General features: G+C 57.3%; 17 protein-coding genes. 6 read left to right on the forward strand and 11 right to left on the reverse strand.

The window, feature by feature from the left end; genetic code table 11:
- Positions 1-13 precede the first annotated feature (13 nt).
- From ACRQ1B_RS26655 to ACRQ1B_RS26665, 3 genes are read right to left on the reverse strand one after another with little or no spacing between them, the layout of a single operon-like run.
- A complete protein-coding gene (locus ACRQ1B_RS26655) occupies positions 14-1,909 on the reverse strand; it encodes a polysaccharide biosynthesis protein (RefSeq protein WP_432297153.1) in 1,896 nt (631 codons plus the stop codon).
- Between the two features lie 48 nt (positions 1,910-1,957).
- Positions 1,958-2,899: an NAD-dependent epimerase/dehydratase family protein gene (locus ACRQ1B_RS26660; protein ID WP_432297154.1), complete on the reverse strand. Its 942-nt coding sequence runs from the start codon at positions 2,897-2,899 to the stop codon at positions 1,958-1,960.
- Positions 2,900-2,929: 30 nt separating this feature from the next.
- Positions 2,930-3,967: an MraY family glycosyltransferase gene (locus ACRQ1B_RS26665; RefSeq protein ID WP_432297155.1), complete on the reverse strand. Its 1,038-nt coding sequence runs from the start codon at positions 3,965-3,967 to the stop codon at positions 2,930-2,932.
- 357 nt (positions 3,968-4,324) lie between these two features.
- Between ACRQ1B_RS26665 and ACRQ1B_RS26670 the strand changes: the two genes are divergently transcribed.
- Complete coding sequence (locus ACRQ1B_RS26670) at positions 4,325-5,359, forward strand: aspartate-semialdehyde dehydrogenase (RefSeq protein WP_432297157.1); 1,035 nt, start codon at positions 4,325-4,327, stop codon at positions 5,357-5,359.
- A 194-nt stretch (positions 5,360-5,553) separates the two neighbouring features.
- The gene (locus ACRQ1B_RS26675) at positions 5,554-6,366 is read left to right on the forward strand and encodes a lytic murein transglycosylase (protein ID WP_432297158.1); all 813 of its coding nucleotides are present in this window, start codon (positions 5,554-5,556) and stop codon (positions 6,364-6,366) included.
- A gap of 31 nt (positions 6,367-6,397) precedes the next feature.
- On the opposite strand, the gene ACRQ1B_RS26680 is transcribed toward ACRQ1B_RS26675, so the two are convergent.
- Both ACRQ1B_RS26680 and pdxY read right to left on the reverse strand, forming a co-directional pair.
- On the reverse strand, positions 6,398-7,036 hold the full coding sequence (locus ACRQ1B_RS26680; protein WP_432297160.1) for a carbonic anhydrase: 639 nt from the start codon (positions 7,034-7,036) through the stop codon (positions 6,398-6,400).
- Between the two features lie 52 nt (positions 7,037-7,088).
- The gene (gene pdxY / locus ACRQ1B_RS26685) at positions 7,089-7,961 is read right to left on the reverse strand and encodes a pyridoxal kinase PdxY (RefSeq protein ID WP_432297162.1); all 873 of its coding nucleotides are present in this window, start codon (positions 7,959-7,961) and stop codon (positions 7,089-7,091) included.
- A 174-nt stretch (positions 7,962-8,135) separates the two neighbouring features.
- Here pdxY and ACRQ1B_RS26690 point away from each other — a divergent pair, with 174 nt between their 5' ends.
- Both ACRQ1B_RS26690 and ACRQ1B_RS26695 read left to right on the forward strand, forming a co-directional pair.
- On the forward strand, positions 8,136-12,875 hold the full coding sequence (locus ACRQ1B_RS26690) for an NAD-glutamate dehydrogenase (RefSeq protein ID WP_432297164.1): 4,740 nt from the start codon (positions 8,136-8,138) through the stop codon (positions 12,873-12,875).
- 7 nt (positions 12,876-12,882) lie between these two features.
- A complete protein-coding gene (locus tag ACRQ1B_RS26695; RefSeq protein WP_432297165.1) occupies positions 12,883-14,295 on the forward strand; it encodes an MFS transporter in 1,413 nt (470 codons plus the stop codon).
- Positions 14,296-14,304: 9 nt separating this feature from the next.
- Here the strand turns inward: ACRQ1B_RS26695 and purH are convergent, their stop codons facing one another.
- From purH to htpX, 4 genes are all read right to left on the reverse strand, one after another.
- Complete coding sequence (purH, locus tag ACRQ1B_RS26700; RefSeq protein ID WP_432297166.1) at positions 14,305-15,921, reverse strand: bifunctional phosphoribosylaminoimidazolecarboxamide formyltransferase/IMP cyclohydrolase; 1,617 nt, start codon at positions 15,919-15,921, stop codon at positions 14,305-14,307.
- A gap of 86 nt (positions 15,922-16,007) precedes the next feature.
- Positions 16,008-17,603, reverse strand: coding sequence for a heparinase II/III family protein (locus ACRQ1B_RS26705; protein ID WP_432297168.1), 1,596 nt, complete (start codon positions 17,601-17,603; stop codon positions 16,008-16,010).
- Positions 17,604-17,794: 191 nt separating this feature from the next.
- Entirely contained in the window at positions 17,795-19,186 is a 1,392-nt protein-coding gene (locus ACRQ1B_RS26710; RefSeq protein WP_432297274.1) for an RsmB/NOP family class I SAM-dependent RNA methyltransferase, read from the reverse strand.
- Positions 19,177-20,139, reverse strand: a complete 963-nt coding sequence (gene htpX / locus ACRQ1B_RS26715) for a zinc metalloprotease HtpX (protein WP_432297169.1) — start codon at positions 20,137-20,139, stop codon at positions 19,177-19,179. The genes ACRQ1B_RS26710 and htpX overlap by 10 nt, the downstream gene beginning before the upstream one ends.
- Before the next feature lie 108 nt (positions 20,140-20,247).
- On the opposite strand from htpX, the gene ACRQ1B_RS26720 reads away from it, so the two are divergent.
- Both ACRQ1B_RS26720 and ACRQ1B_RS26725 read left to right on the forward strand, forming a co-directional pair.
- Entirely contained in the window at positions 20,248-20,475 is a 228-nt protein-coding gene (locus ACRQ1B_RS26720) for a DUF1674 domain-containing protein (protein WP_432297171.1), read from the forward strand.
- 48 nt (positions 20,476-20,523) lie between these two features.
- Entirely contained in the window at positions 20,524-20,967 is a 444-nt protein-coding gene (locus ACRQ1B_RS26725) for a thermonuclease family protein (protein WP_432297173.1), read from the forward strand.
- A 20-nt stretch (positions 20,968-20,987) separates the two neighbouring features.
- On the opposite strand, the gene ACRQ1B_RS26730 is transcribed toward ACRQ1B_RS26725, so the two are convergent.
- Both ACRQ1B_RS26730 and acs read right to left on the reverse strand, forming a co-directional pair.
- Entirely contained in the window at positions 20,988-21,608 is a 621-nt protein-coding gene (locus ACRQ1B_RS26730; RefSeq protein ID WP_432297174.1) for a tetratricopeptide repeat protein, read from the reverse strand.
- A 138-nt stretch (positions 21,609-21,746) separates the two neighbouring features.
- Positions 21,747-23,702, reverse strand: coding sequence for an acetate--CoA ligase (gene acs, locus ACRQ1B_RS26735; protein ID WP_432297175.1), 1,956 nt, complete (start codon positions 23,700-23,702; stop codon positions 21,747-21,749).
- Between the last annotated feature and the right edge of the window lie 107 nt (positions 23,703-23,809).

Consider the following 23,809-nt stretch of genomic DNA (forward strand, 5'->3'; position numbering starts at 1 on the left):
ACTTCTCAGACATTCAAAGTGGTTCGCCGCCGGCCTTCTGCGCAACTTGGATAAAATCAAAAAGAATGTCGCGGGCGCGTGCCTCATCTCCCTCGGCGACGCTGGCCTGCAGTTCTCTCAGCGCTTCCGTAACATCCCTGCCTGTGTGGCTGGACGGCGCCCGCATGATTTTCGGGTGATCTGTTTTTAAGGCATTGGCAACATCATAAAAAAGCTCCTCGAAAAGCTTTTCTCCGGGCCTGATGCCGGTCACCTTGATCTCGATACTACCAGGCAGGTTCTGGTTGTTTCGAACCGTGAAGCCGGCAAGACGAATCATGTTTTCTGCCAGATCGCCAATCCGCACCGGCTCTCCCATATCGAGCAGAAACGTATCGCCCCCCATGGACATGGCACTTGCCTGAACGATCAGCTCGGATGCTTCCTGGATGGACATAAAATAACGGGTCATGTCCGGATCCGTCACGGTAACGGGTCCGCCATTGGCGATTTGTTCGCGAAAAAGCGGCACGACCGATCCGTTGGAGCCGAGGACGTTGCCGAACCGCACGGCGCAAAACTGCTGGCCACCGCGCCTTGCGGCTTCCATTGCTTTGTCGCGAATGATCAGTTCAGCCCAACGCTTTGTCGCTCCCATGACATTGGTCGGCCGTACAGCCTTGTCCGATGAGATAAGCACGAACTTTTCAACGCCGGCAGAAAGGGCAACATCTGCAACGGTCAATGTACCGAACACATTGTTGCTGATGCCCTCAAGCGCATTTGCCTCAACCAGCGGCACATGCTTGTGGGCGGCGGCGTGATAGACCGCCTCTACACCATTGCGCACGATCGCATTACGTACCTGTGCGGCGTCCCGAACCGATGCCAGGACAGGCACGACATCACAATGACCGGCGCTGCGCAGTTCTCGATCAATCTTATAGAGCGCAAATTCATTTGCCTCGAAGAGTACGAGAGATTTCGGCTTCCACTGCACAATCAACCGGCACAGTTCCGATCCGATGGAGCCGCCGGCGCCCGTAACCATGACAACTCTGTTGTACAGAACGCTCCGCAAAAGGTTTTGATCCGGAGGAACGAAAGAGCGGCCGAGCAACTCGTCGATTTCGATTTCACGGATTTGGTTGACCAGATATCGACCATCAACGAGGTCGGTAATGTCGGGCAGGGTTCGGATTTTTACGCCGAGCCCGCTGACCAGGCTGATAACCGCCTGGCGCCTGTTCGTCGGAATGGAAGACATCGACAGGATAATTTCCTGGATGCCATATTTTTCGATCAGCCGTGGCAATTGATTGGGCGGAAAAACCCTATAGCCACCAACATCGCGGCCGTGATGCTGGGGATCGTCATCGACCAAACCGACGACATAACGCTTACCATGGCCGCGCAGGACGGTCGCCAGTTGCACACTCGAAGGGCCCGCACCGTAGATCAGCATGGGATGTTCATCGCGGCGAATGCCCGTGCCGGTACTCAGGATGAACTTGGCAGCAAATCGGCTGCCACCGATCAGTAGGACGCCAATAGCGAAATAGAAAAAAGGAACCGAACGAGGAACGATGTCGCGTCCTGCCATTGCGGTCAGGAAAACGACAATGACCCAAACCGTGGTGGATATTGCGATGGCATGCAGGATTGTCCAGATCGCCGTATCGGGAAGGTAACGCAAGACCGCACGATACAACCCCATTCGGATGAATATCGGTATGGCGATCACGGGCGCCAGCAAACCGAGCAGCAGGCGCTCGTCGGTGATCTGTGGCGTCCAATCGGCATAACGCAACGCGTAGCTTGCCCAAAGAGCAAACATCAGGGCACAGAAATCGAACCCTATGAGCAGAACGCGTTTCCACAACCTCGGAGTGACCATAATGATCTGACGCAGGAATTCGATCACGCTCATTTCACCCAAACTCAACCGATATTCCGGGCATAATCTTTTTCCATCAGGTCAGTTCCGCGCGTCTTTTCGGCCTTTGAAACTTTCAACCGTCACGCGCATGCCTTCTTCCGGGGAAATCGGCGGCATCCACTGCAGGAGGCGACATGTCTTGCCTATATCGACCTGAAGGTTGGCGAGCAAGCGTTCTCGATAAGCCGACTTTCCCGCAAGTTGCAGAGCCGCTGAAAGAAGCGCGACGGGAAGAGGTAGATTGACGGGCTTCTTTCCCTGCAGTTTTGCCAGTCTGGAAAAGAGATCTGCAGTCGACAAATCGACACCGTCACTGACGAGAAAAACCTGCCCCGCCGCTTGTGGATGATCTGCAGCCCGCGCCAACAGGTCGCAGAGGTTTTCGACATAGACCAGCGACCGACGGTTATTGACAGCGCCGAAAACCGAAGGCACTCCGCTGCCCGCCCATTTCAACATCAACGCGAAATTGGCAGGCACATCGGGGCCATACACGAGCGGTGGTCGGATGACCGTGATCTCCATTCCAGTCTCACGACCCAGCTGAAACAGTTGCCGTTCTGCTTCCAGTTTCGATCGGCCGTATTCATCGACTGGTCTCGGCGGGTCATCTGCGAAGAACGGCTGTCTCGTACCACTTTGCCCTCCGCTGGCCTTGATCGAGCTGACAAAAATGAAACGTCTCACATCACTGGCAGCGGCCTGACGGGCAAGCGACAATGTCGCATCCACATTGACGGATCTGAAGGCTTGAGCGGGATCGGTCCCTTGCTTCAGAACATGTGCACGACCGGCAAGGTGGATCACGACATCAATGCCGCGCAAAGGAACGGACCAGTCCATTTCTTTTGCCATGTCTCCGACGGCAACGCACCCGGGTGCTGGATTGCGGCTTACCGCGCGGAAAGCTGTTCCATGTTTTTCCAAAAATGCAGCCAGAGATCGACCGATAAAGCCATTCCCGCCAGTGATCAGGATCAAGGGGATCTCCTTTTGCAGGCGTCCAATTCGTTACCTTGAACGCCCAAAATGCCCACCCGCTTCTTCATCTTTAAGCCCAGCCCCAACCCAAAGACAACCAACGGCAAGCCCCCCATAAACGAGCGCAACGAAGCTATAGCCGACAAATGGCGACATGGGGAAAAATACCGTTGCCGGCAAAACAAACACCAGATTGAAAACGGCGGCGCCACTGCTAACCGAGCGAGCACCTCCAAGTTTTCGTGACAAACGCTGATATGCATGAGAACGATGTGCCTGCGTGACGTTCTCTCCACGGAAAAATCGCACCAGCAAAGTGACCGTTGCATCAACTGCAAACAACGAACCGAGAAGAAGCCATTGAGGCGCTGTCAGCCAGTCAGAGGTGATGCTGAGAAGCGCGAAGGCGAACAGCATGAAGGCAAGAAACATGCTGCCGGCATCTCCCATGAAGATGCGTGCCGGTGGCCAGTTGAACGCCAGGAAGGATACAGTCGAAATTGCGACTGCCGCCATCATCCACCAAACTGGCGAGGAAGCTTCGCCATTGATCCAGATGACCAGCATCGCTGAAGACAGCATCATCACAGCCTGCTGGCCGGCAATGCCGTCAATGCCATCCATGAAATTGAACAGATTAATCCACCAGATACCCGCCAACAGAAGCAGCGCAAAAGCCAACGGCCAAAAAGTCGAGAAGTCTGGCCCGAAGAAATCAACCGCGGCCCCCGAAAGACCAATGGCTGCCGCAACGATACTCGCCTGAACGAGAAAACGCAGCCGGGCGGGCAGCGGAGTTCGATCATCGATCAACCCGAGGAGAGCGATGACAACGCCAAGCCCACACAAGGCGAAGGCCACGAGATCACTTCCAGCCAAAACGACACAGGCTGGCAGAGCGCCGACAACAATTCCAATGCCACCGCCAGTGGGTGTCGGCATCTTATGAGACGAACGGGCGACCGGTGCCTGCACCAGCCCAAATCGTTCTGCATTCGCAATCATCAGCCAAATGACCAGCCAACTCGCGGCAGCGGCGGCAATGCAAAGAAGCACGTTCGTCATCATGACGGATATCAGCACCCTGTCTTAGTAAGCATGGTTCCGGTGTAAGGCCAAGGCTACAGCCTTGTCCAGCTTAACCCATTGGCCCGCACCGCTTGACTCTCCCCACGAATCTTTTAATGAATTCGCACGAAAAGGAAGCACCATGGCCCATATGCGGTTCAACATCGCTGCCCATGTTCAGCTGGCACAACGTGCCGGAGGATGCTTTTTTGTTTCCAAAACCAAGGCCAAAACCACGACGAAAATCGTCTGACGTCTCTGGCCCACCGCTCTCTCCCCGGTAAGGCCGGGGATCAGGATCCGGCGATACGTCGGGTTCCCCTCACCGCCGAGGAGAGAAGAGAAAGAGAGCATATCATGGGTTTCAAGATCGCAGTCGCAGGCGCTACCGGCAATGTCGGCCGGGAAATGCTGAACATTCTTTCCGAGCGTGGCTTTCCGGCAGACGAAGTCGTCGCACTCGCTTCTGCACGCAGCCAGGGCACAGAGGTGTCTTACGGCGACAAGACGCTGAAGGTTTCCAATCTCGAAAACTACGATTTTTCCGACACCGACATCTGCCTGATGTCCGCCGGCGGCGACATTTCCAAGAAGTGGTCGCCAAAAATCGGCGCACAGGGCTGCGTCGTCATCGATAACTCATCCGCTTGGCGCTACGACTCAGAAGTCCCGCTGATCGTGCCGGAAGTGAACGCCGACGCAGTCGCGGGCTTTACCAAGAAGAACATCATCGCCAATCCGAATTGCTCGACCGCACAGCTCGTCGTGGCCCTGAAGCCGTTGCACGATGCCGCCAAGATCAAGCGCGTCGTCGTATCGACCTACCAGTCGGTGTCCGGCGCCGGCAAGGAAGGCATGGACGAACTGTTCACCCAGACCCGCGCCGTATTTGTTGCTGATCCGGTCGAAGCCAAGAAGTTCACCAAGCGCATTGCCTTCAACGTCATCCCGCATATCGACGTCTTTATGGAAGACGGTTACACCAAGGAAGAATGGAAGGTTCTGGCCGAAACCAAGAAGATGCTCGACCCGAAGATTAAGGTCACCTGCACCGCCGTGCGCGTACCGGTCTTCATCGGCCATTCGGAATCGGTCAATATCGAGTTCGAAAACGAGATCACCGCCGACCAGGCTCGTGACATCCTGCGTGAAGCGCCGGGATGCCTCGTCATCGACAAGCACGAGAACGGTGGCTACATCACGCCCTTGGAATCCGCCGGTGAAGACGCGACTTACATCTCGCGTATCCGCGAAGACGCGACCGTGGAAAACGGCCTTAACATTTGGGTCGTTTCCGACAACCTGCGTAAGGGTGCCGCTCTCAACGCCATCCAGATTGCCGAACTTCTCGTCAATCGGGGACTGATCAAGCCGCGCAAGCAGGTCGCCTGAACCATTTGGTAAGCATGTCATACTAAAAACCCTGCTGAGAGGCGGGGTTTTTAAATACGAATCGCAACAGGATCACGAACTGTTCATGTTTCCGAGCGTTGCGAGCGTCGAAAACTCTGCCATAAGCTGAATATCGATGGCCCTGCGGCGGCTAAATCGCCCGCTGCTCTAACGGAACGATGGACCTGACACGCATGAAAAAGCTTTTCCTTTCCGGGATACTTGCAATAGGCTTCGGCTTTTCTGCGGCACCTGCCTTGGCAGCGGCATGCGGAAACGACAGCAGCGGCTTTGCCAACTGGGTCCAGGATTTCAAGCAGACGGCACCGTCAAAGGGCATTTCGCCGTCGGTTCTCGACCGCGCTTTCGCCAATGTCAGCTATAACCGCGATACGATCCGCGCGGACCGCGGTCAGCGCAGCTTCAAGCTTTCCTTCGAGGAATTCATGAAGAAGCGTGGCGGCCAGGCGATCATTTCGCGTGGCAAGACCATGAAGAAGAACAATGCCTCGCTGTTCGCCTCGATCGAGCGGCGTTACGGCGTTCCAGCCGGCCCGCTCCTTGCCATCTGGGGCATGGAAACCGGTTTCGGCAGCTACCTCGGCAACCAGCACACGCTGTCCGCTGTCGCAACGCTTTCCTATGACTGCCGCCGCTCGGCATTTTTCACCGAACAGCTTTACGCCGCGCTGCAGCTTGTTGCCCGTGGTGACCTGAGCGTAACCGCCAAGGGCGCGGCGCATGGTGAAATCGGCCAGACCCAGTTCCTACCGCTCAACGTCATCCGCTACGGCGCCGATGGCGACGGTGACGGTCATATCGACATGGTTCGTTCGCGCGCGGATGCCCTGGCATCGACGGCAAACTTCCTGCGTGGCCACGGCTGGCGTGCAGGCGCTGGTTACCAGCAGGGTGAACCGAACTTCGTTGCTATCCAGGGATGGAATGCTGCCTCTGTCTATCAAAAGGCAATCGCCTATATCGGCGCGCAGATCGACGGCCAATAAGCCATCGATCCCAGTTCAGCAAATAGATTGCTTAGAGGTCAGGGCGAATGAAATCGCCCGCCTCGTTCATGATCCAGAGTTCGCCGCTCGAAATATCGAACCACGCGCCGTGGACATTGAGTTCGCCTTCCTCGTGAAGCGTCCTCACGAATGGAAAACTCATCAGATTGTTGATCGAATTGCGGATCGAGACACGCTCGAGCGCAGTCTGCCGCTCCCCCATCGTCATTAGATCATTGTTCTGGATCTGCTCGGCAGCAGGCTTCAGCAACTGCATCCATCGGCCGATGAAGTCGCCCGGCGACAAAGGCTCCATGGCCGGATCGAGAGCCGCCTGGATGCCGCCGCAGCGGCCATGCCCCATGACGACGATATTGCTGATCTTCAACACCTGCACCGCATATTCAACAGCTGCGGATGTTGCATGGTACTGGCTGTCCGGCTCGTAGGGCGGCACCATGTTGGCAACATTGCGCACCACGAACAATTCGCCGGGGCCACAATCGAAAATGGCTTCAGGTGCTGCGCGTGAATCACAACAGGCAATCAGCAGCGTATGAGGGGTCTGGCCGTGCTCGGCAAGCACGCGATAACGTTCGCGGGCATCGGCATACCGGCCGTTCATGAAGTTGCGGTAGCCCGCAAGCAGGGGTTCGGGAAAAGCGTCCATGAGGAGACGCTTATAGCGCGCGCCGACGGGAATCAACGGGCAGGATATCGCCTTATCGGCGAACATTCTGCAAAGGGTGAATCAATCTGCGCAATTGCACCATTGCCATCGGGGACGAAAGACTTGAAGCGTCGGTTTCGAGCGCCAGCTCGTCTCCGCCACGTTTGGCTGTACGCGCAAGCACTTCATAAACGCTCGCCGTCGCCAGTTGCAGAGCCTTTTCTTCGTCCAGACCAGACAAAAGACGTGCCAGAAAAACGGCTGCGAGCAGATCGCCCAGACCATTCGGAGGATTTTCGATCAAGCGATGCTCGGCCAAAAGCGCAAGCTTGCCCGTCAGATATAGATTACCGGTTCCGCCGGCCATCATCGGCACCGCTGATGTCACCATCATACGTGGCGGCCCAAGAGCCACGGCGGCATCCATGATCGCCGCATTGGTTTCGAGTGCTGCGCCGGACAGCCACGCCAGTTCATATCGATTCGGCGTCGCCAGCGATGCAAGCGGAATGAGATCGTCTCGGATCGACTCGGCCGTTGCCTGCGGGATGTAAAGGCCGCCCACGTCTCCCATCACCGGATCGCAGACATAAAGGACGTCGGGATTTTTTTGGCGCACCGCCTGTATCAGTCGAGCGACGGCCTTCGGTTGAGCCGGATGGCCGAAATAACCCGTCAGCACGGCCTTCACCTCACCGATCCATGGTGCCGCGATCAGATCGTCAATGACCTTCTCAAACTCTTCTTCAGGAAAAATCATCCGCGTGGAACGTCCATGCCCCGGATGCCAGGGGAGAACCACGGTTGGCAAAGCCCATACTGGAAAACCAAGCGTTTCCAGCGCAAAAACAGCCGCTCGGTTGCCGACCGATCCACGCACGACGTGGCTAGAAATGACGATAACGGCGCTTGGGTTTTCGGACATGGCAAAAGACTTTCGAACGAAGGTGTTGTTGATCAGTTTTTCAGAGCTTTATGTCAACAAGTCTTCGTTGATCGGTGGAATAACCGGGCAGCAATCGGCTAACATAAGATAATCGTCCGTTTCGGTTCGAACCACGATGGACGCCATAATATGATTTGGGAGAGGACTTGCCCCATGGACGCGAAGCGCAATCCGAAAAAAGACAAGCAGATCGACGCGGCACGCCGCATCGCCACCAAGAATGCGCTTGATCCACACCTGTTGTTCAGCCGGGCAAGCAAGGACGACCTTGCCCTCTATACGCCCGAAATGCTGGCTCTTGCCGCCGAGCAGGCCCGCAAGGCGCTGGCAGGCTGGAATCACAAGAACGCTCACGTGCTTATCGAGGCCATTCCCGGTATTCAACCGGCGGGTGAGGCGGTGTCGGTGCTGACGATTGTCGATCACAATCAGCCTTTCCTCTACGACTCGGTGATGGGTGAAGTCACCAGCAGCGTCCGCGATCTGATGCTTGCCGTTCACCCGATCCTGCATGTCGAAAACGGCAAGGAGCCGGTTTTCCATTTGCATGACGCGCCGGTTGATGCCGAGCACACTGTCAGCCTTATTCAGATCCATATCCCGCTATTGACCGCTGAGCAGACCGCAGACCTTCAACAGCGCATCGGCAAAGTTCTCGAACAAGTTCATCTGGCGATCACGGACTGGCAGGCCATGCTTGGCCGCCTCAATACCGCAATTGCCGAGCTCTCCGCAGTTTCGCGAAAGAAAAGCGATCGCGACGAGGCCCTGGCTTTCCTCGAATGGCTACGAGATGACAATTTCACTTTCCTTGGCATGCGCGAATACACCTATTCGGGCAGCGGTGATGACGCCCGCTTCGAGCGTGCTACAGAACGTGGGCTTGGCATTCTTTCCGATCCCGATGTGCTCGTTCTGCGCCAAGGCAAGAGCGCGGTGATGACCACGCCGGAAATCCTTGAATTCCTTGAGGGTCCGGATTTTCTCATTGTCACCAAGGCGAACGTCAAGTCCGTCGTGCATCGGCGTGCTTACATGGACTATGTTGGCATCAAACGTTTCGACGAATCCGGCAAAGTCATCGGGGAACTGCGCGTCGTCGGCCTGTTCACGGCAACGGCCTACACGCACTCTGTGGGCGAAATTCCGCTTATCCGCGCCAAGGCCAAACGTATCAAGGAACATTTCGGCTTCGACCGCCTGAGCCATTCCGGCCGCATGCTGAAAAACACGCTAGAATCCTATCCGCGTGACGACATGTTTCAGATCCATCCGGATGTCCTGATCAAATTCTGCGAACAAATCATGGAACTGGCCGAGCGCCCACGCGTACGCATTCTGCCACGTATCGACCAATTCGATCGGTTCGTGTCCGTAATCGTTTATGTTCCACGTGAAAACTACAACTCTTCCGTTCGTGAAAAAGTAGGAGACTACCTTTCCGCCATCTACGAAGGGCATGTCTCCGCCTATTACCCCGCCTTTCCAGAGGGCGGGATCGCCCGCGTCCACTTCATCATCGGCCGAACCGGCGGCAAGACGCCCCGCATTCCGCAACAGAAGCTGGAAGCCACCATTCGCGATATCGCGACCCCATGGAGCGAACGATTTGCAGCCCTCGCCGGCCCGCATCAGCCCACACTCCATGCGACCCAGGCCTATCAGGAGACCTTTACGCCGGAGGAGGTGTTCGGTGATCTGGCAGATATCAATGCCTGCGTCGGCGGCGAGCCCATCCGCATCGAATTCTACCGCAGCAGTGCCGATGACGAGACCACGCTTTCTCTGAAAATCTTCCATCAGGCCGGCCAGCTTTCACTGTCACGCCGCGTGCCGCTTCTGGAAAATCTCGGTTTTCAGGTCCTGAGCGAGCAGACGTTCGAACTGGAGGTGGATGCTGAAGGTGGCCGCACGCTGGTCGTCCTGCATGATATGGAATTGCGGATCGATGGTAGCCATAGCATCGACTTCGCACGCCAGTCGCAGCAGCTCGAAGAGGCATTTCTCGATGCCTATTTCGGCCTGATCGACAATGACAGTTTCAACAGGCTTGTTCTGCTTTGCGGCGTTTCCGCGCGTGAAGTGACGGTGCTGCGTGCCTATGCCCGTTATCTGCGCCAGACCGGCATCGTCTACTCGCAGAACCACATCGCCGACACGTTGACACGTTATCCGGCGATCGCCGCCGATCTGCTGAAACTGTTCCATGACGGCTTTGACCCGAAACTGAGCGACAAAAAGCGGGATAAAAAGCTTTCCGAACGCCACGCCGAGATTGAAGCGGCATTGGCCGATGTGCCCAACCTCGACGACGACCGCACGCTTCGCCGTTTCGTCAACGTCATCGATTCGACCCTGCGTACCAATTATTTCCAGCGCGCCGAAGACGGAAAGCCGCATGCCATGCTGGCCTTCAAGCTTGACCCGAAACAGCTCGACAACCTGCCGGAACCTCGTCCCTTCCGAGAAATGTTCGTTTACGGCACCGAGGTGGAAGGCGTGCACCTGCGCTTCGGCAAGGTCGCCCGCGGCGGTCTGCGCTGGTCGGATCGCGGCGAGGATTACCGCACCGAAGTTCTGGGTCTGGTGAAGGCACAGCAGGTCAAGAACGCCGTCATCGTGCCGGTCGGCGCAAAGGGCGGCTTTTTCCCGAAAAAACTGCCGGTCGGCGGCACGCGCGACGAAATCTTCAATGCGGGCCGCGCGGCCTACATGACCTATATCCGCACGTTGCTGTCGATCACCGACAACATCATCGACGGCGAGGTCGTGGCACCCAAGGACACGGTGCGCGTTGATGACGACGACCCCTATTTCGTTGTTGCCGCCGACAAGGGAACGGCCACCTTCTCCGACACGGCCAACGGCCTTGCCCAAGAGGCCGGTTTCTGGCTGGATGACGCTTTTGCCTCGGGTGGCTCGGCCGGTTACGACCACAAGAAGATGGGCATCACGGCCCGCGGCGCATGGGAAACCGTCAAACGGCATTTCCGTGAACAGGACATCGACATCCAGACAACGCCCTTCACCGTGGCCGGTGTCGGCGATATGTCGGGCGACGTTTTTGGCAACGGCATGCTGCTGTCGCGCGAAATCCGCCTGATCGCCGCTTTCGACCATCGCGACATCTTCATCGACCCGAACCCGGATACGGAAAAGAGTTTTGCCGAGCGTGAGCGCATGTTTGCCCTGCCGCGCTCAAGCTGGCAGGATTACGACCGTTCCGTTCTATCCAAGGGCGCAATGATCATTTCGCGGTCGGAAAAATCGGTAAAGCTGACACCGGAAGCCGCTGCCGCGATCGACATTGGCAAGACGACTGCGACACCGTTCGAAATCCTCACGGCCATACTGAAAAGCCCCGTCGATCTTTTGTGGTTCGGTGGTATCGGCACCTATATCAAGGCGGCTTCCGAAACCGATGCCGAAGTCGGCGACCGCGCCAATGATCCGATCCGCGTAACGGCTGGCGAACTACGCGCCAAGGTCATCGGCGAAGGCGCCAATCTGGGTGTCACCCAGAAGGGCCGTATCGCCTATGCTCTGAACGGTGGCCGATGCAATTCGGATGCGATCGACAACTCGGCAGGCGTCAATTCCTCCGACGTCGAGGTCAATATCAAGATTGCGCTGAGCCCGGCCATGAAGGAAGGCCGCCTGCCGCGTGAAAAGCGCAACCGCCTCCTGACTTCGATGACGGAAGAGGTCGCGGCGCTTGTCCTGCGCAACAACTACCTGCAATCGCTGGCAATCTCACTCTCCGAGCGCAAGGGCATCCGGGATCGTGAAGTGCTGTCCCGCCTGATGTCGGTTCTGGAATCCCGTGGCCAGTTGAACCGCAAGGTCGAAACCTTGCCGGATGATACGACCATGGCGGACCGGTACATTGCCGGCAAACCATTGACCCGGCCGGAAATCGGCGTGCTTCTGTCCTACGCGAAGATCGTTCTATTTGACGATATTCTCGAAAGCGTGCTTCCGGATGATCCTTATATGGCAGACACTTTGGCCGGCTATTTCCCGGCCGGCATGAAGAAGGCCTATGCGGCAGACATCGCTGGGCACCGCCTGCATCGTGAAATCGTTGCGACATTGCTTGCCAACGAAACGATCAATCGGGGTGGCCCGGGCTTCGTTCAGCAGATGGTCGACATTACCGGCTGCGCGCCGGCAGATGTCGTCAAGGCAGCGTTCCTCGCCCGCGAAAGCTTTGACCTGACGCAGATCTGGAAGGAAATCGACGCGCTCGACAATGTCCTTCCGGGCGGCACCCAGAACATGCTTTATGCACGTATCGAGGATATTTTTGCCGACGCAACCCGGTTGATCCTGCAGACCAAAACAGCCGATGGTCCGCTGGAAGCAGCCAGCCGCCGCCTGGCAACGGCGATCAAGGGCATGCGGGCATCGCTGAAGGATCTGCCAACAGATGCCGAACTGGAGGCTGCCGGCATCTCGGACGATCTTTCACAGAAACTGCGTGCCCTGCCGACGCTGGTACTGGCCCCGGAAATCATGGTCGTTGCCGAACGGACCGGCGAACCGCTGGCACGGGCAACGGAAGCCTATTTCGCCGTCAGCGAGATCTTCCGTATCGGCCGCCTGCTGGATGCCGGCGAACGGGTTGCGACAAGTGATCATTATGAAAGCCTGGCGCTGACCCGCAGCCTGCAGCAGATCACCGTTGCCCGTCGTGACATCGTGATCGCCGCCCTGTCCGCACATGCAAAAGACAAGAAACCGGTCGAGGCCTGGTATGCGGGCGACCGCCAGCGCGTAAACCGCATCAGCGGCGAACTGATTGCGCTCAGCGACGGAGCCGATGTGACATTGGCGAAGGTAGCAGTGGCAGCCGGTCTGCTGGGCGATCTCGCCCACCGCAGCGCTCAGTAGTCCGCTGATGGGGAGCGAACCTGCATTGATCAACCACCCTGCCCCGGAGCCGCGAACATCACGTCGCGGCATCTGGAGCTGGATGATGTTCGACTGGGCAGCGCAACCCTTTTTCACGGTCGTCACGACCTTTATCTTCGGGCCCTATTTCGTGGCCCGAATGACGGAAGATCCGGTTGCGGCACAGGCAGCCTGGAGCAATATGGCGACGGTCTCATCGCTGCTGATCGCCATTCTATCGCCGGTTCTAGGATCGATCGCCGATGAATCCGGCTCACGAAAGCCATGGATCGCGTTTTTTGCCGTCATCAAAATCGCAAGCCTCGCGATGCTCTGGTTCGCGGCCCCCGGTTCGCCGATCATCTGGCCGCTGCTTTTCATGGTTCTGGCGTCGCTTGCGGCGGAATTTTCGATCGTCTTCAACGACTCGATGATGCCGCGGCTGGTGAGCGAAAAGGAAGTCGGGCGCATTTCCAACATCGCTTGGGGACTAGGTTATCTCGGTGGCATGTTGGTGCTGATCCTCGTGGTTGCGCTGCTCGCGGGCGATCCGCAATCCGGCCGCACGATCATCGGAATGACACCGCTGTTCGGTCTAGATCCGGCAACCGGTGAAGACGCCCGCGTGGCCGGCCCGCTATCGGCCGCCTGGTATCTGGTTTTCATACTGCCTATGTTCCTGTTCACCCCGGACGCGGCAAAAGGTCTGCCGCTGCGGCAGGCCATCGCCTCGGGCCTTGGTCAGTTGCGCGGCACGATCGGCGAACTGAAACATCGCCCGCATCTCCTGCGCTTTCTGCTGGCCCGCATGCTCTATCAGGACGGCGTCAACGGTCTTCTGATCCTTGGTGGCGCCTTCGCTGCCGGCATGTTCGGTTGGGCGACCATAGAGATCGGCATCTATGGCATTATCCTGAACGTGGTAGCAGTGTTCAGTTGCATAGCAGCGGGATGGATAGATCGCTCGATCGGCTCGAAAACAGTCGTCATCATCAGCCTTACGCTGCTGCTGACGGCAACGGTCGGCATCATCTCGACGAGCCCCGGCAATGTGTTTTTCGGCCTGCTGTCATTATCGACGGAAGATAGTGGTGGTCTGTTCGGCACGGCCGCGGAAAAGGCCTATATCCTTTTCGGCCTGCTGATAGGCATCGCCTTCGGCCCGGTGCAGGCCTCATCACGTTCCTATATGGCGCGCAGTGTCAGCCTGGCGGAATCGGGCCGATATTTCGGCATTTATGCGCTGTCAGGCAGGGCGACGAGTTTTCTCGCCACCCTGGCCTTTTCCGTCGCCACCTATGCCACCGGCTCGGCGCATATCGGCATGGCGACGCTGACCATCTTCCTTCTGGCAGGCCTCGTGCTTTTGATCACGATACCCGAGCCGACAACGAGGCCGGAAGAAGTCCCGGCCTCGTAAATCCTGACCTTAATGGCGGAAGTGGCGCATGCCGGTGAAGACCATGGCAACGCCATGCTCGTCCGCAGCAGCAATCACCTCGGCATCACGCATGGATCCGCCCGGCTGGATCACGGCGGTTGCGCCTGCAGAAATAGCTGAAAGCAGACCATCCGCAAACGGGAAGAAGGCTTCGGAGGCAACAGCCGAGCCCTTGGTCATTGGTTCAGCCCAGCCCATGGCCCTCGCCGCTTCCTCGGCCTTCAGCCCAGCGATACGCGCGGAATCGATGCGGCTCATCTGTCCGGCGCCGATACCGGCTGTCTGGCCTTCCTTGGCGTAGACGATGGCGTTCGACTTGACGTGCTTGGCAACCTTGTAGGCGAACTTCAGGTCTTCCAGCTCGGCCGGCGTCGGTGCGCGCTTGGTGACGACACGCAGATCGAGATCTTCGATCATGCCGTTATCGCGTGTCTGGACCAGCAGGCCACCGGCAACGGTCTTTGCAGTAATGCCGCGCGAGCGCGGGTCCGGCAGGCCGCCGGTCACCAGAAGACGCAGGTTCGGCTTCTTGGCAATGATAGCCTTCGCCTCTTCCGACACTTCAGGCGCGATGATCACTTCGGTGAACAGTTTCACGATCTCTTCGGCCGTCTCGCCATCCAAAAGCTGGTTGAGCGCGATGATGCCTCCGAATGCGGAGGTGCTGTCGCAGGCCAGCGCTCGCAGATAGGCATCCTTCAGTGTTGAGCCAGTGGCAACGCCGCAGGGGTTTGCGTGCTTGATGATCGCACAGGCCGGACCCTTGTCGGCCGTAAACTCGCCAATCAGCTCGAAAGCACCGTCGGTATCGTTGATGTTGTTATAGGAAAGCTGCTTGCCCTGCAGCAGCGTCGCCGTGGCAACGCCTGGACGGTTCTCGCCGGTAACGTAGAAGCCAGCGCTCTGATGCGGGTTTTCGCCGTAACGCATCTCTTCCTTCAACACGCCACCGATGGTGCGGTAACGTGGGATTTCGATATCGAGCGCTTCGGCGAACCAGTTGGAGATGGCAGTGTCATAGGCAGCGGTACGGGCATAGGCCTTTGCCGCCAGTTTCTGACGGAAAACATAGGCCGTATGGCAGTCATTGCTGCTGAGCGCCTCGATAAGAGCCGGATAGTCGGAGGGATCGGTGACGATCGTAACATAGGCATGGTTCTTGGCCGAAGCACGGATCATGGCTGGGCCGCCGATATCGATGTTTTCAACCGTCGTCGGATAGTCACCACCCGCCGCACGAACTTCCTCGAACGGATAGAGGTTAATGACACTGAGATCGATACCGCCTATGCCGTGCTCCTTCATGGCGGCGACGTGATCTTCGTCGTCACGAATGGCCAGAAGACCGCCATGGACGCCCGGATGCAGCGTCTTGACGCGACCATCCATGATTTCCGGAAAACCGGTCACTTCCGAAACATCGGTGACCTCAAGGCCGGCAGCGGCAAGTGCCTTGTGGGTGCCGCCGGTCGACAGAAGGCGCACCCCCTGCTCCGCCAGCGCCTTGGCAAGCTCGATGATACCAGTCTTGTCCGACACCGACAAAAGCGCGGTACGAATTTTCACCTTGTCGGGAGCGGGAATTTTTTTGGACATGACGGCCATCGGGCTTCTCCATCTGGTCGCGCCCGCAGACGATCGGGCGCCCTAAGGCGTCGCGTTAGCACAGGTTCTCAGCTGAGGAAACCGCGCTATTCCGATCGTTTCAGCATCCAGCGAATTTCATTCACCATCGGCAGTGTAAAGGTAATGGTCAACTGCTCCGTTTCTCGCACACCCGAGACATCGGCAAAGAAGATATCTTCCTCGATTTCGACGGCCAGACCCGGTGCCGTAAACAGCCATGCATCGCCATCCGGTGCATCCATCAAGATCGTTTCACCATCGATACGCGACAGGGAAATGGCGGGGTGAATGTGAAAGCGAGCAACGGCGACAAGCTCCTTGGCACCACTGCTGGCTATGCCCTCCGGCACATGGAACTTATCGTGCCCCTTGATCTTTGTACCTTTGACATTCATGCCGATCTCGCGCGCGTGAAGGTAGCCGAACGGTGCGAGATAACCGTCGTGCGTGGCACTCAGCCAGTCATTGCCCTGCGCATCCTCGGTGCGGTTACAGTGAACAACGTTGAACGACTCCATGACCGCCAGACCTGACGGCGATTTCATCAGTCTTGACGATGATGTTTCATGCAATGTCACTGTGGAATGCGCTGCTGTCGCCCGGGCCAATGTGCGATAACTGCGACCCGCAAATTTTGGCATACCGGCATTGATGATGTAGCGATGCCGCCCCGCCGACATTTCGAAAGCTAGGCAACCCGCATGCGCTGAATGGGCCGCCTGAGCGGACTGCGGTGCGCCCGTATCGATGATAACTGTGGTCTCGCCTGCCGCCAGTCGATGGTAGTGGATATGTGGCAAAGCCTTGAAGGGCTTGCCGGATGTCTCGTCATAGCGAAGTACCGACAGAAGCTCTGTCGCCGGCGTAGCGCTTGCACCGTTAAACAAGGCGAGATCGCCATCCTGATGCCGGAAGAAGCGCAGTGCAGGATACATGCGGTCTATCGTTGGGATCAGCTTCTGAGGGACGTCGTGTCCGAGATTGATATAGGTTTGGCGCAGGGGCAGCAGATCCAGCAGCAGATCCAGCACCAACCGCGGATTGCGAGAAGCGTGGCCACCATCGCCCAGGATTTGCCGTTCCAGTTCACGATCAAGCTTCATTCCCTGACGACGCACCAATGCAGGAGAATTCGGCATCGCAATTGCCGCCATGGCAAGCGCGATCTGCAGACGCAGTCGGGTTTCCGTCTCAGGCAGGTAGTCGGCAATCTTGCGGAGATATTTCGCCTGATAAGCTAGGCTCTTCATGAAGCGCCTGTAAAAAACGCTATCGCTTCCCTGCAGCACGACAGTGGAATGGGACAACCAGGCGATCAGCCGTTCAGCTGTGACATGCGGTTCCCAGGCAATGCCCGAAATTCTCTTGCCATGCAGGGCGATCCAACTGGCAGTGATGGATCGTGCATTGGCGCAGGCTTCATCCGTTTTCGCTGTTCGAATGTGACGCAGCCATGAGAAGGAATGCAGACGTTCGGCAAAGCCACGCGACGGCAATTGCAGAGTAAACGGCGACTCCCCGTCAGTGGCCAGAACACGACCTGCCAACGGAAAACGTCCTTCAAAAATCTCCTCGGCGATGTAGGGATCAGTCGCTCTAAGATCTGTCGGGGCCACGATAAGGCGATCCGGAACGCGCAATGTTGGCCGCGTCAACGGCATGCGCAAAGCGAGCCACGCCAGGCAAAACCTGTAACGAGCCTGTTGCAGGCCAGCGGAAAACGATCCCCGGCGATCTGCCACGCGAGTCGGCAATACAAAAACTCCCACGAGCATGACGCGCCAGCCGCAATGCGGCGGCGGAATCATCCTCCAAACCTAAAAAAGTATTGTCTTTTATGATGAAGAAACCGTTAGCGCGGAGATAGCACGGCCGCGAAGAAACCATCCATTCCGCCAGCAAAACCTTCCACTGGCGGCAAAAGTGCCGGAGTGGTACGGAATTCCCCCAGCGGTGTTATTGCGGTTTCCAATCCCGGCCATGCTGCCGGATCAACGGGCACGCGGACAAGGTTAGGGGTATCCGCTAGGACTTTGGCAACGACCGTTTCACCCTCGAGAGGATCGAGCGAGCAATTGGAAAAGACAATCAAGCCGCCCGGCTTCACAAGCCTAATGGCATGACGAAGCATACGTTCCTGCAATACCGCCAGCTTGCCGATATCGTCCGGCCCCTTGGTCCAGAGTACGTCTGGGTGTCGGCGGGTTGTACCAGTAGACGAGCAAGGTGCGTCAAGCAGGACACCGTCGAGCAGCTCCTCCGGCTCGAAATCGAAAAGGTCTGCCTGGCGCACATCGACCAACAGTTTCAGACGGTCAAGGTTTTCCCGCAGCCTGCGGGCACGATTGGCGGATTGCTCGATCGCGATCACGTCCGCACCCGCTGCAGCCAACTGTGCTGTCTTGCCACCGGGTGCGGCGCAAAGATCAGCAATACGTTTGCCCTTGAGATCGCCAAAAAGCCTGGCGGGAATGGCAGCTGCGGCGTCTTGCACCCACCAGACACCATCCTCGTACCCCTCCAGCCCGGTCACCGAACCTTCAAAAGCCGGAAGACGTACACTGCCCGTCGGCAGAATCCGACCATGCAGCTGCTCCGCCCACGTCTCGAGATCGGATTTTATCGTAAGGTCGATGGCCGGCGGCCAAAGCTGCGCTTCGGCGATCCGCATGGCATTATCACTGCCATAAGCTTTGGAAAGTCGGGCGTGAAACCATGCCGGCACAGGCGAAATTTCGGATGTTTTCGCGAGAATTTCTTCTTTTTCCCGCACCATGCGCCGCAGTACCGCGTTCACCAGCTTGGCAAAGCGGCGATTGCGCGGATCGCGATTGGCTTGCTCGACGGCAAGATCTACTACCGCATGGGATGGAACGTCGAGATGCAGGATCTGAGCGGCAGCCACGATCAGGACATGCTGAAGAGCACGCGCACCTTCGGGAAGTGGTGTTTCGAGCAGGGAGGCGATCGCCGCCTCCAGTCGCAGAAGATGGCGAAGGGATGTGGTCAGGATGGCACGAGTCAAAGCTCGGTCGGCATCGCTCAACGCCTTATAGGCCGCATTGCCCTGGTTAAGGTCAAGCATGCCATCGAGAGAAATCTTGCGATCAATTACCGCGCCGAGAAACTTGGCGGCAGTCATGCGCACTTCAAGGCCCGGTTTGTCGGAATATACCGGCCTTTGCGCCCGCTGACCGTTCGTCGATTTCGCAGATTTCTTGTTTTTGTTCTCGTTCAAGACCAGGGACCTTTGCGCGGTTCGTCAGAGCCGCGTCCTCCCCAACCAGTATTTGGAACGGAACGCGCGGCGCGCTGCGATCTAGCAGCCTGAAAGCCACCCGTCGAGGCGGGAGGGCTAAAGGAGGAGGCCATTTCCTGCAGGGCAGCGATGCGGTTCTCCGTATTCGGGTGTGTGGAGAACAGGTTGTCCATACGCTCACCCGACAGCGGATTGATGATGAACATATGCGCCGTGGCCGGGTTGCGCTCTGCGTCGTAATTCGGGATGGCATGCGCGGCGCCGGAGATTTTGGCAAGCGCCGAAGCCAACCAGATGGGATTGCCGCAGATTTCCGCGCCGCGACGGTCAGCGGAATATTCGCGTGTGCGGCTGACGGCCATCTGCACGATCATCGCAGCAAATGGCGCAACCACCATAGCCACGATCGTGCCGATAATACCAAGCGGATTGTTGGAACGATTTCCGCTGAAGAACATGCCAAAATTGGCGAGCATGGAAATCGCACCGGCAAATGTTGCTGTGATCGTCATGATCAGCGTGTCGCGGTTCTGAATATGCGCAAGCTCATGCGCCATCACACCTGCCACTTCTTCCGGCGTCAGGCGCTCCAATAGACCTGTAGAGGCGGCAACGGCGGAATTGTCGGGGTTGCGACCGGTGGCAAACGCATTCGGCTGCGGATTGTCGTAAACATAGACACGCGGCATTGGCAGGCCGGCATTGGCCGACAAATCACGGATCATGTGAAACAGTTCGGGCGCATTGCGCTCGTCCACTTCCTGCGCATGATAGGCAGACAGAACCATCCTGTCGGAATTCCAGTAGGAAAATAGGTTCATGCCGGCGGCGATCACCAGTGCGATCATCATGCCGCCCTTGCCGCCGATCAGGAGGCCAATCCCCATGAACAGGGCCGTCATGAAGGCCAGAAGCATGGCGGTGCGTATCATATTCATCGTCATCACTCCCGTTGCCAGTAAACCGAAGGGTTTTCCATTCTCGCTGAACCGCCTATGATGTGGTGAATTCAGCCTGATTTTTCAATGAACCATCCGGTGAGCGGAATGCAAACTGCCGACAATGACAATGACAATGCCGAAACTGTGAGCGAACCTATTGCTGACCGCAAGCCGCTTTCACCTGCCGCACAGCGTGCGCTGCAGGAAGCTGAGGAGCGTCGCCAGGCAGCCGCTCAGGCGGCGGAGATGCCAGAAGAATTCGGCGGTCGTGGCGGCGCCGATCCTGCGAGATTTGGCGATTGGGAAATCAACGGTCGCGCCATCGATTTCTAAGTAAATATTCCTATTGATTTTTGACGCGAACTGGAATTTATTCCTTTCATGTCAAGATTTTTGATGGCCATATTTGTTTTTCTCCCCGTCCTTGCCACAAAGGTTTTGGCGCGAGATGAGGTTGCCGGTCCAGTCGAGGCCGAAATCCTGCGTATTGTCGACGGCGACACATTGCTCGTGGAAGCGCGACCCTGGCCACAGCAGCGCGTGGAAGTGTATGTGCGTATACGCGGTATCGATGCGCCTGAAATCAGATCGAAATGCCAGCGCATCCGTGAAGCGGGAGCAGAGGCTCGGCGGATGCTGGAAGGCATGGCCCAGCCGTCAGCTAAAATCCAGCTCACTCAAATTTCGGGTGATAAATATTTTGGCCGCATCGTTGCCGACGTGGCGCTTCCAGATGGAAGCAATGTAGCCGAGAACCTGCGATCGGCAGGTGTGGTTCGCGATTATAATGGTGGTCGAAAACCGGGAAAAACCTGCGGAAGCTGACAGGCAGGCTTGACCAAACGTCACCTGCCCTTGTTTTCGAGCAAAGCTTCGACAAGGCCGGTATTCGGTTCAAAATATTTCTCGAAATAGTCCCGGCCTCTGGCCTGCGCTTCATCAATCTGCTGCTTATCCAGTATTGAAGCGAGCTGCATCGCATTGGCCATAGCGGATTCATCCATGATCAATTGGTGCGTGGCAGGATAGATCCAGGCAAAACCCTCGACCAAATCACGCTCGACACCCTTCCCTTCGACATAGAGCAGGCCGAGTTCGTTGGAAGCACGAAAATCTCCGCGCTTGGCGGCAAATTCATACCATTTAGCGGCCGCGGCATAGTCCAGTTCCGTACCTTGCCCTTTGCGGTAGGATTGCGCGAGATTGAAAGCAGCCAGCACGCTGCCGCCTTCGGCGCCCATGCGATAAAGCTCAGCAGCCTTTCCGAGATCCTGCGGCACCGCCTTACCCTCGGCATAAGCGACACCGAGATTGAAATAGGCCTGTTCATCGCCATCGGCAGCCGCCTTTTCCAGTTCCTGCATGGCAACCGGATAGTTACTCTTCTGATAGGCGGCAATACCCTTTGCGGTATCTGAAAGGGCAGGGCCGGCAAACGCCGACAGCAGAGCGGACAAGATACCCATTTGCAACAATCCTCTCATCTTGCAGCCTTCCTGATTGATCCTATCGGCATTTATAGGGCTGGTGATGGAAGCGCACAGACCAAACCCACGCACAAAATGGCGCGAGGGGGAAGGGGCCGAAAAACGGCCCCTTGTGGATCACGCATCGACCTTGTTCTGGCGATTTTCGATCAGATCGTCGACCACAGCCGGATCAGCAAGAGTCGATGTATCGCCAAGAGCGCCAAAATCATCCTCTGCGATCTTGCGGAGAATGCGCCGCATGATCTTGCCCGAACGGGTTTTTGGCAGGCCCGGCGCAAACTGGATCTTGTCCGGTGTGGCGATCGGGCCGATCTCGTTGCGGACATGTTTGACCAGTTCCTGGCGCAACGTGTCCGTCCCCTCATTGCCGGCCATCAGGGTCACATAACAATAGATGCCCTGCCCCTTGAGACCGTGCGGATAACCGACGACTGCCGCTTCCGACACGAGATTGTGTGAGACCAGAGCCGATTCCACCTCGGCCGTACCAAGACGATGACCGGATACGTTCAGGACGTCGTCAACGCGGCCGGTGATCCAGTAATAACCATCCTCGTCTCTTCGGCAGCCGTCGCCGGTGAAATATTTGCCCTTGTAGGTGGAAAAATAGGTCTGCACGAAACGTTCATGGTCGCCGTAGACGGTGCGCATTTGGCCGGGCCAACTGTCGGTGATGCACAGATTGCCGTCGGCAGCCCCTTCCAGCACATTGCCTTCAGCATCCACGAGCTGCGGCTGCACACCGAAGAACGGTTTGGTTGCCGATCCTGGCTTAAGGTCAGTAGCGCCGGGCAGGGGGGTGATCATGTGCCCGCCAGTCTCCGTCTGCCACCATGTGTCGACGATCGGGCAGCGTTTGTCGCCGACCACGTTGTAATACCATTCCCAGGCTTCCGGGTTAATCGGCTCCCCGACCGTGCCCAGCAGGCGCAGGCTTGAGCGCGAGGACCGGGTGACGAAATCATTGCCCACGCTCATCAGAGAACGGATGGCCGTGGGTGCCGTGTAGAAAATGTTGACCTTGTGCTTGTCAACGACCTCCCAGAAGCGGCCGTTGTCCGGAAAATTCGGCACGCCTTCGAACATCAGCGTCGTCGCGCAGTTCGCCAGCGGGCCGTAAACGAGGTAGGAATGCCCGGTCACCCAGCCGACATCGGCGGTGCACCAGTAGATATCGCCGTCCTGATAATCGAACGTATATTCATGCGTCATCGCCGCATAGACGAGATAACCGCCCGTCGTATGCAACACGCCCTTCGGTTTCCCGGTCGAGCCTGACGTGTAGAGGATGAACAGCGGATCTTCCGCCTTCATCTTCACCGGTTCGCAATGGCCCTTCACGGTGGCGATTTCCTGATGGTACCAGAGGTCGCGACCCGGTGCCCAATTGGTCTTGCCGCCGGTACGGCGCACGACGAGAACTTTGTTGACGGTCACATATTGCCGGGCGGCAATGTGAATGGCCTTATCGGTATTTTCCTTGAGCGGTACCGGCTTGCCGCCACGAACGCCCTCGTCACAGGTAATGACGAACGTGGATTCGCAATCGATGATACGGCCGGCGAGGGCTTCCGGCGAAAACCCACCGAAGACGACCGAGTGAACCGCACCGATACGCGCGCAGGCCAGCATCGCATAGGCCGCCTCCGGGATCATCGGCATGTAGATCGTGACCCGGTCTCCCTTCTTGACGCCGTGCTTCTTCAGCACGTTCGCCATGCGGCAGACCTGATCGTAAAGCTGGTTATAGGTGATCTTCTTGTCGATATAGGGATTGTCGCCTTCCCAGATGATGGCTGTGCGTTCCCCATGCGTCTTCAGATGCCTGTCGATGCAGTTATAGGAAACGTTGGTCAGGCCGTCCTCGAACCACTTGATCGAAACCTTGCCTTTGAAGGATGTGTTCTTGACCTTGGTATAGGGCTTGAACCAGTCAATCCGCCGGCCGTGCTTGCCCCAGAACTTGTCTGGATCCTCAATGCTCTCTTCATACCATTTTTCGTATTTCTCCTTGTCGATCAGAGCCTTCGCCCTCGTCGACTTGAGAACCGGATAAATTTTTTCGGACATGAAACTCCTCCCTCATTTGCGCGCCGGCACCTTGCATCCATCAAGGCGCAACATTCTGGCATTCATACAAATTGGGGCAGGAGCGGCAATTAGACAAATGGAGATGA

The sequence above is a fragment of the Endobacterium panacihumi genome (assembly GCF_050847465.1).
Classification (GTDB): domain Bacteria; phylum Pseudomonadota; class Alphaproteobacteria; order Rhizobiales; family Rhizobiaceae; genus Neorhizobium; species Neorhizobium panacihumi.

Bases quoted from the DNA above. Each gene is read 5' to 3' on its own strand.
- ACRQ1B_RS26655 (WP_432297153.1), bottom strand. From the start codon at position 1,909: ATGAGCGTGATCGAATTCCTGCGTCAGATCATTATGGTCACTCCGAGG.
- ACRQ1B_RS26665 (WP_432297155.1), bottom strand. From the start codon at position 3,967: ATGATGACGAACGTGCTTCTTTGCATTGCCGCCGCTGCCGCGAGTTGG.
- ACRQ1B_RS26670 (WP_432297157.1), top strand. From the start codon at position 4,325: ATGGGTTTCAAGATCGCAGTCGCAGGCGCTACCGGCAATGTCGGCCGG.
- ACRQ1B_RS26675 (WP_432297158.1), top strand. From the start codon at position 5,554: ATGAAAAAGCTTTTCCTTTCCGGGATACTTGCAATAGGCTTCGGCTTT.
- ACRQ1B_RS26680 (WP_432297160.1), bottom strand. From the start codon at position 7,036: ATGGACGCTTTTCCCGAACCCCTGCTTGCGGGCTACCGCAACTTCATG.
- pdxY (WP_432297162.1), bottom strand. From the start codon at position 7,961: ATGTCCGAAAACCCAAGCGCCGTTATCGTCATTTCTAGCCACGTCGTG.
- ACRQ1B_RS26690 (WP_432297164.1), top strand. From the start codon at position 8,136: ATGGACGCGAAGCGCAATCCGAAAAAAGACAAGCAGATCGACGCGGCA.
- ACRQ1B_RS26695 (WP_432297165.1), top strand. From the start codon at position 12,883: ATGGGGAGCGAACCTGCATTGATCAACCACCCTGCCCCGGAGCCGCGA.
- purH (WP_432297166.1), bottom strand. From the start codon at position 15,921: ATGGCCGTCATGTCCAAAAAAATTCCCGCTCCCGACAAGGTGAAAATT.
- ACRQ1B_RS26705 (WP_432297168.1), bottom strand. From the start codon at position 17,603: ATGCCGTTGACGCGGCCAACATTGCGCGTTCCGGATCGCCTTATCGTG.
- htpX (WP_432297169.1), bottom strand. From the start codon at position 20,139: ATGAATATGATACGCACCGCCATGCTTCTGGCCTTCATGACGGCCCTG.
- ACRQ1B_RS26720 (WP_432297171.1), top strand. From the start codon at position 20,248: ATGCAAACTGCCGACAATGACAATGACAATGCCGAAACTGTGAGCGAA.
- ACRQ1B_RS26725 (WP_432297173.1), top strand. From the start codon at position 20,524: ATGTCAAGATTTTTGATGGCCATATTTGTTTTTCTCCCCGTCCTTGCC.
- ACRQ1B_RS26730 (WP_432297174.1), bottom strand. From the start codon at position 21,608: ATGGGTATCTTGTCCGCTCTGCTGTCGGCGTTTGCCGGCCCTGCCCTT.
- acs (WP_432297175.1), bottom strand. From the start codon at position 23,702: ATGTCCGAAAAAATTTATCCGGTTCTCAAGTCGACGAGGGCGAAGGCT.